Raw genomic sequence first — 6,520 nt, 5'->3', positions numbered from 1 at the left:
TGGCCGTACCGGGCGTGCCGCCGCTACCGGCGAAGCGTTGTCTCTGGTGTGCGTCGATGAACACAAGTTGTTGCGTGACATCGAGAAGCTGCTGAAAAAAGAGATCCCGCGTATTGCAACGCCAGGCTATGAGCCGGATCCCTCCATTAAAGCTGAGCCGATCCAGAACGGTCGCCAGCAGCGTGGCGGCGGTGGTGGTCGCGGGCAGGGCGGAGCAGGGCGTGGCCAGCAGCCGCGTCGTCAGGATGGCGGTGCGCCAAAAGCGAAACCGCGTAGCGGCGAAGGCAAACCGGCAGGCGATAAGCCTCGTCCGCCGCGCCGTCCGCGCAAACCATCTTCCGCACAGTAATTGCGAGCCCGGCCGAAAGGTCGGGCTTTTCTTTTTGCGACACGTCCCAGAAAGTGCCACAATAGTGGCTGTTTATACAGTATTTCAGGTTTTCTCATGGCACTTACGGCTGCGTTAAAAGCGCAAATCGCCGCCTGGTATAAGGCGCTTCAGGAACAGATCCCCGATTTTATCCCCCGTGCGCCGCAGCGGCAGATGATTGCTGACGTCGCGAAAACGCTGGCAGGTGAAGAAGGACGGCATCTGGCGATTGAAGCGCCGACCGGAGTGGGGAAAACCCTGTCGTATCTGATTCCCGGTATTGCCATCGCGCGTGAAGAACAGAAAACGCTGGTGGTCAGTACCGCTAACGTTGCGTTGCAGGATCAGATCTACAGCAAAGACCTGCCGTTGCTGCGTAAAATCATCCCCGATCTGCGTTTTACCGCTGCTTTTGGTCGTGGTCGTTATGTCTGCCCGCGCAATTTGGCCGCGCTGGCCAGTACCGAACCCAATCAACAGGATCTGCTGGCCTTTCTCGACGATGACCTGACGCCAAATAATCAGGAAGAACAAAAGCGCTGTGCCAGGTTGAAAGGCGATCTCGACAGCTATAAGTGGGACGGGCTGCGCGATCACACCGATATCGCCATTGACGACGGACTCTGGCAGCGTCTGAGCACCGATAAAGCCAGCTGTCTGAATCGCAACTGTCACTACTATCGTGAATGCCCTTTTTTTGTCGCCCGCCGCGAGATTCAGGAAGCCGAAGTGGTGGTGGCTAATCATGCGCTGGTGATGGCGGCAATGGAAAGCGAAGCCGTTTTGCCGGAGCCGAAAAACCTGTTGCTGGTCCTTGATGAAGGTCACCATTTGCCGGACGTCGCCCGCGATGCGCTGGAGATGAGTGCAGAAATCAGCGCCCCATGGTATCGACTTCAGTTGGATCTGTTCTGCAAATTAGTGGCGACCTGCATGGAGCAGTTCCGCCCGAAAACCACGCCGCCGCTGGCGAATGCCGAGCGGTTGAACGGTCACTGTGAAGAGCTGTATGAACTGATTGCTTCACTTAATAACATCCTCAATCTCTATATGCCCGCTACCCAGGAAGCGGAACACCGCTTTGCAATGGGAGAACTGCCTGGTGAAGTGATGGAGATCTGCCAGCGGCTGGCGAAACTGACGGAAATGCTGCGCGGCCTGGCAGAACTGTTCCTCAACGATCTCAGTGAAAAAACCGGTACCCACGATATTGTGCGTCTGCATCGGGTTATTTTGCAGATGAACCGGGCATTGGGCATGTTCGAGGCGCAAAGCAAATTGTGGCGTCTGGCGTCGCTGGCACAGTCGTCAGGCGCGCCGGTGAGTAAATGGGCGACGCGCGAGGTGCGTGACGGACAGATCCACGTCTGGTTTCACTGCGTGGGGATCCGCGTGAGCGATCAGCTCGAAAGACTGCTGTGGCGTAGCGTACCGCATATTATTGTCACCTCTGCCACGCTGCGTTCTCTCAATAGCTTCTCGCGTCTGCAGGAGATGAGCGGTCTGAAAGAAAAAGCGGGAGATCGCTTTGTTGCACTGGACTCACCGTTTAACCACGTTGAACAGGGCAAAATCGTCATTCCGCAGATGCGCTACGAACCGTTAATTGATAACGAAGAGCAGCATATCGCGGAAATGGCCGCCTATTTCCGCGAGCAACTGGAAAGTAAAAAGCATCAGGGCATGTTGGTGCTTTTTGCCAGCGGACGGGCGATGCAGCGTTTTCTTGAGCACGTTACCGATCTGCGCTTGCTGCTGCTGGTACAGGGCGACCAGCCGCGCTATCGTCTGGTGGAGTTACACCGAAAGCGGGTGGAAAACGGTGAACGCAGTGTACTGGTTGGACTGCAATCTTTTGCCGAAGGTCTGGATTTGAAAGGCGAATTGCTGACCCAGGTACATATTCACAAAATCGCGTTTCCGCCCATCGATAGTCCGGTAGTGGTCACTGAGGGCGAGTGGCTGAAAAGCCTGAACCGCTACCCTTTTGAGGTGCAAAGCTTACCAGCAGCGTCGTTCAATTTGATCCAGCAGGTGGGGCGACTCATTCGTAGCCATGGCTGCTGGGGTGAAGTTGTGATCTACGATAAGCGGTTGTTGACCAAAAACTATGGCAAGCGTTTACTGAATGCGTTACCCATTTTTCCGATAGAGCAGCCTGCTGTGCCAGACGTTATAGTAAAACCAAAAGAAAAAACGAAACCCACGCGCCGCCGTCGGCGTTAACGATGCGAGCAACAGGAAAGGAGTTATCGATGGATTACCGCAAAATCATCAAAGAGATTGGGCGAGGTAAAAATCACGCGCGTGACCTGGACCAGGATACTGCTCGCGGACTGTATACCCATATGCTGAATGGCGATGTACCGGATCTTGAAATGGGCGGCGTGCTGATTGCGTTGCGCATTAAAGGCGAGGGAGAAGCGGAAATGCTGGGCTTTTACGAAGCGATGCAAAACCACACCATTCGCCTGACGCCGCCGGTTGCCAAACCCATGCCCATTGTCATTCCCAGCTACAATGGCGCGCGCAAGCAGGCCAATCTGACGCCGCTGCTGGCTATCTTATTGCATAAGCTGGGCTTCCCGGTGGTGGTGCACGGCGTCAGCGAGGATCCTACCCGCGTGCTGACAGAAACTATTTTTGAGCTGATGGGGATCATGCCCACGCTGCATGCTGGCCAGGCACAGGCAAAACTGGATGGTCATGAACCGGTATTTATTCCGGTGCGCGCACTGTGTCCGCCTCTGGATAAGCAACTGGCGATGCGCTGGAGAATGGGGGTGCGCAACAGTGCACATACGCTGGCGAAGTTGGCCACGCCGTTTGCAGAAGATGCCGCGCTGCGTCTTGCCAGTGTTTCTCATCCTGAATATGTCTCGCGAGTGGCGAAATTTTTTGGCGACATCGGCGGCCGTGGTCTGCTGATGCACGGTACCGAAGGCGAGGTGTACGCCAACCCGCAGCGCTGTCCGCAGATAAGCCTGATAGACCCGACGGGAGTGCGCGTTCTACAGGACCGCCAGAGTGAGATGCCTGACGAGCCAGTCCCACTGCCGGTAGCAAAAGATCCGGAAACCACTGCCCGCTGGATAGAACGCTGTCTGGCCGGAAGCGAGCCGATACCGGCCTCATTGAAAATTCAGATGGCCTGCTGTCTGGTGGCCACCGGAGAATCCGCCACGCTGGCAGACGGGCTTGCTCGCGTCGATCAAAGCTTCTGACCCTTTCTTCATCCCGACGGGCCTGTCATCTGGCCCGTCAGTCGTTCCTGTCCTGCACCCTCTGCAACGTGAAATTTCTGCACGATTATTGACCTCCTGGCGACCGTAGCGCAGCATAGTTTGTTGAAAAATAAGAAACACAACAAACACGCAACACAACAGGAGATAACAATGGACAGTGGACATCGCTTTCACGCGCCAACGCTACATGCGTTTATTCAGGCCGTTTTCCGACAGATGGGGAGTGACGAGCAGGAGGCGCAGTTGGTGGCCGATCATCTGATAGCCTCAAATCTCGCCGGGCATGATTCACACGGTATCGGGATGATCCCAAGCTACATTCGCTCATTCTCGCAGGGACATCTGCAGATCAATCGTCATGCCAAAGTGGTCAAAGATGCGGGCGCAGTGGTTACGCTGGATGGGGATTGCGCATTTGGTCAGGTAGCTGCGCATGAAGCTATCGCGCTGGGGATTGAGAAAGCACAGCAGTATGGAATTGCTGCGGTAGCACTGCATAATTCTCACCACATTGGGCGCATTGGCTACTGGGCGGAGCAGTGTGCGGCGGCGGGCTTTGTCTCTATACACTTTGTGAATGTGGTGGGGATCCCGATGGTTGCCCCGTTCCATGGTCGTGATAGCCGTTTTGGCACCAACCCTTTCTGCGTTGTGTTTCCACGTAAAAATGATTTCCCGTTGCTGCTGGACTATGCGACCAGCGCCATCGCTTTTGGCAAAACGCGCGTGGCGTGGCACAAAGGTGAGCCGGTTGCGCCGGGCTGTCTGATTGATGCTCAGGGGGCTCCTACTACCGATCCTGCCGTTATGCAGGAATCGCCATTGGGCTCGCTGCTCACCTTTGCCCAGCATAAAGGCTACGCGCTGGCGGCAATGTGTGAAATCATGGGCGGTGCGCTTTCTGGCGGTAAAACGACCCACGAAGCCAGTTTGCAGAACAGCGCAGACGCCATTATTAACTGCATGACCACGATCATCATTAACCCAACACTATTCGGTGCCCCGGACTGTGACAATCAGGTTTCGGCATTTGCTGAATGGGTCAAAGCGTCGCCGCATGCTGAGGATACGCCTATCCTGTTACCGGGTGAGTGGGAAGTGAATACCCGTGAAGAGCGGCTGGCGCAGGGTATCCCGCTTGATGCCGGAAGTTGGCAAGCGATATGTGAGGCGGCACAGCAAATCGGTATGCCGGATGCGGTATTGCAGGCGTTTCGCCAACGGCTTGAACGTTAGATAAAAAAAGCCCGTCCAGTGGCGGACGGGCAAACAAAGGGTAACAAACAGGGTCAATGAGGGTTGGAGCATTGGGTCGTACAGGAATTCTGTTGGTTATTTGTAGATAACCGCGGTGCCGCTCATTTTGTCGTTGCCGACAGCGGAGGTGATGCTGTAACCACTTGCACCAGCAGCAGCTGCTTTTTCAGCCAGTTTTGCTTCCAGGCCGTCCAGCGTGGTGGCGCCATCAGCAGATACCACACCCATTTTATTCATGCTTTGCGCCTGAGTGGAGGTAACCGGCTCAGCAGCGAAAACACCAAATGACAGGGTAGATAGGGCGATAGCAGCAACAGCAAATTTAATGTTTTTCATGATTTTTCTCTCGCAGGTTTATTCGGTTAGTCGATGTTCTGTTCAGCAGACGTTGTTCTGTCGATGTGAGAAGTATCACGTTTTTTTCGGTGAGAGAAAATCGAATAGAATTGACGACATCAATCAAAAAAATTGAATGACAAATAACTTATTGAATATTAATAAATTCAGAAGAGGGATTTACAGTTCTTGTCATAGCGCTTTACAGAGAAAGTGACAACGGCACATTTTGCTACACCGCGAGTGAAAAAGCGTGCTCGTAAAGGAAATCGTATGCGCTGAAACTTTTGGTAAAGATGAGTCAACGTAGCTGGCTGTCTTTCGAACCTCTGCGATTATATCCTGAAAATGCAGAGTTATGTGAATCTTTATCCTGCTGGCAGGAGATGCACAAACGCACGCCAGGTACCGCTTCACGGCGCGCCTGCGGGATAGGATTGCCACATTCTTCACATTCATGCAGACTTTCCCCCGTCGGTAACTCACCGCGGGCGCGGGCAACAGCATCTTCAATCGTATTGTTGATCTGTTCGTTAACAGCGTCGTCATTTGCCCATCCGGATGCCATATGTACCTCCTGTTGATGTCTACAGAATAAGTATAGCGGATGTGATGGGCGAAAAACGACCACGCATCAGCGGTATCAGATTTCAGACCATTCGCGCAGCAGGTTATGGTAGAGATTGAGTAATGACAGGATCTCGCTATTTTCCCCATGACGTGCCTTCAGGGACTGAATGTTTTTATCCAGTTCAAAAAGCATGGCGCGATTTTTGTCATCACGGATCATCGATTGTACCCACATAAAGGATGCCACACGAACGCCATGGGTTACTGGCGTGACGCAATGTAGGCTGCTGGAAGGGTAAAGCACCAGATCGCCTGCCGGAAGTTTCACCGCATGCTGGCCGTAGGTGTCATTGACCAGCAGCTCTCCTCCCGCATAATCGTCGGGATTACTGAGGAATAAGGTGGCGGAAAGGTCTGTGCGCATCCAGCCGTTTTCCGGGTGACTACGCACCGCGCCATCAACGTGAAAACCGTAGGTTTCGTTGTTCTGGTAGCGATTAAACAGCGGTGTGGAGAGCGTTTTCGGTAATGCTGCGGCGAAGAAAAGCGGGCTGTTATTCACCGCGGTTTGTACCGCCTGTTGCAAAATGCCGTAACGCTCACTTTGCGTATCCACCTGCTGGTTGTTTTTTACCTGCGCGCCCTGAGTGCCGGTGGTTGCGCGGCCATCAACCCAGTCGGCAGCGTCCAGTTGTTCGCGAAACCAGGCGACATCCTGCGCCGACAGAACGCCGGGAATGTG

At 54.1% G+C, this 6,520-nt stretch carries 6 protein-coding genes and 1 pseudogene; 4 read left to right on the top strand and 3 right to left on the bottom strand.

Features of this window, described 5'->3' with window-relative positions; translation table 11 throughout:
- The 4 genes and pseudogenes from FDX03_RS22870 to FDX03_RS00265 all read left to right on the top strand — a co-directional run.
- Positions 1–349, top strand: a pseudogene (locus tag FDX03_RS22870) (ATP-dependent RNA helicase RhlE); the annotation flags it as partial.
- A 96-nt stretch (positions 350–445) separates the two neighbouring features.
- Entirely contained in the window at positions 446–2,596 is a 2,151-nt protein-coding gene (dinG, locus tag FDX03_RS00275) for an ATP-dependent DNA helicase DinG (protein WP_115643670.1), read from the top strand.
- Between the two features lie 29 nt (positions 2,597–2,625).
- On the top strand, positions 2,626–3,594 hold the full coding sequence (ybiB, locus tag FDX03_RS00270; RefSeq protein WP_048212201.1) for a DNA-binding protein YbiB: 969 nt from the start codon (positions 2,626–2,628) through the stop codon (positions 3,592–3,594).
- 171 nt (positions 3,595–3,765) lie between these two features.
- Entirely contained in the window at positions 3,766–4,851 is a 1,086-nt protein-coding gene (locus FDX03_RS00265; protein WP_061067581.1) for a malate/lactate/ureidoglycolate dehydrogenase, read from the top strand.
- 96 nt (positions 4,852–4,947) lie between these two features.
- Here FDX03_RS00265 and ybiJ read toward each other — a convergent pair whose 3' ends face one another.
- From ybiJ to ybiX, 3 genes are all read right to left on the bottom strand, one after another.
- Entirely contained in the window at positions 4,948–5,208 is a 261-nt protein-coding gene (ybiJ, locus tag FDX03_RS00260) for a DUF1471 family protein YbiJ (RefSeq protein ID WP_048212199.1), read from the bottom strand.
- A gap of 301 nt (positions 5,209–5,509) precedes the next feature.
- Positions 5,510–5,776: a DksA/TraR family C4-type zinc finger protein gene (locus FDX03_RS00255; RefSeq protein ID WP_048212198.1), complete on the bottom strand. Its 267-nt coding sequence runs from the start codon at positions 5,774–5,776 to the stop codon at positions 5,510–5,512.
- Between the two features lie 75 nt (positions 5,777–5,851).
- A partial coding sequence (gene ybiX / locus FDX03_RS00250; protein ID WP_137345449.1) for a PKHD-type hydroxylase YbiX occupies positions 5,852–6,520 on the bottom strand: 669 nt, incomplete at its 5' end.

Origin of the sequence: Citrobacter sp. wls827 (assembly GCF_005280875.1) — a bacterium.
In the GTDB taxonomy this organism is placed as follows: domain Bacteria; phylum Pseudomonadota; class Gammaproteobacteria; order Enterobacterales; family Enterobacteriaceae; genus Citrobacter; species Citrobacter youngae.
Note: the sequence above shows the minus strand (reverse complement) of the source record. Positions and strands in the feature narration are given on the sequence as shown.

What these genes read in the sequence shown, in the direction of transcription:
- dinG (WP_115643670.1), top strand. Translation starts at nt 446, where the DNA reads ATGGCACTTACGGCTGCGTTAAAAGCGCAAATCGCCGCCTGGTATAAG.
- ybiB (WP_048212201.1), top strand. Translation starts at nt 2,626, where the DNA reads ATGGATTACCGCAAAATCATCAAAGAGATTGGGCGAGGTAAAAATCAC.
- FDX03_RS00265 (WP_061067581.1), top strand. Translation starts at nt 3,766, where the DNA reads ATGGACAGTGGACATCGCTTTCACGCGCCAACGCTACATGCGTTTATT.
- ybiJ (WP_048212199.1), bottom strand. Translation starts at nt 5,208, where the DNA reads ATGAAAAACATTAAATTTGCTGTTGCTGCTATCGCCCTATCTACCCTG.
- FDX03_RS00255 (WP_048212198.1), bottom strand. Translation starts at nt 5,776, where the DNA reads ATGGCATCCGGATGGGCAAATGACGACGCTGTTAACGAACAGATCAAC.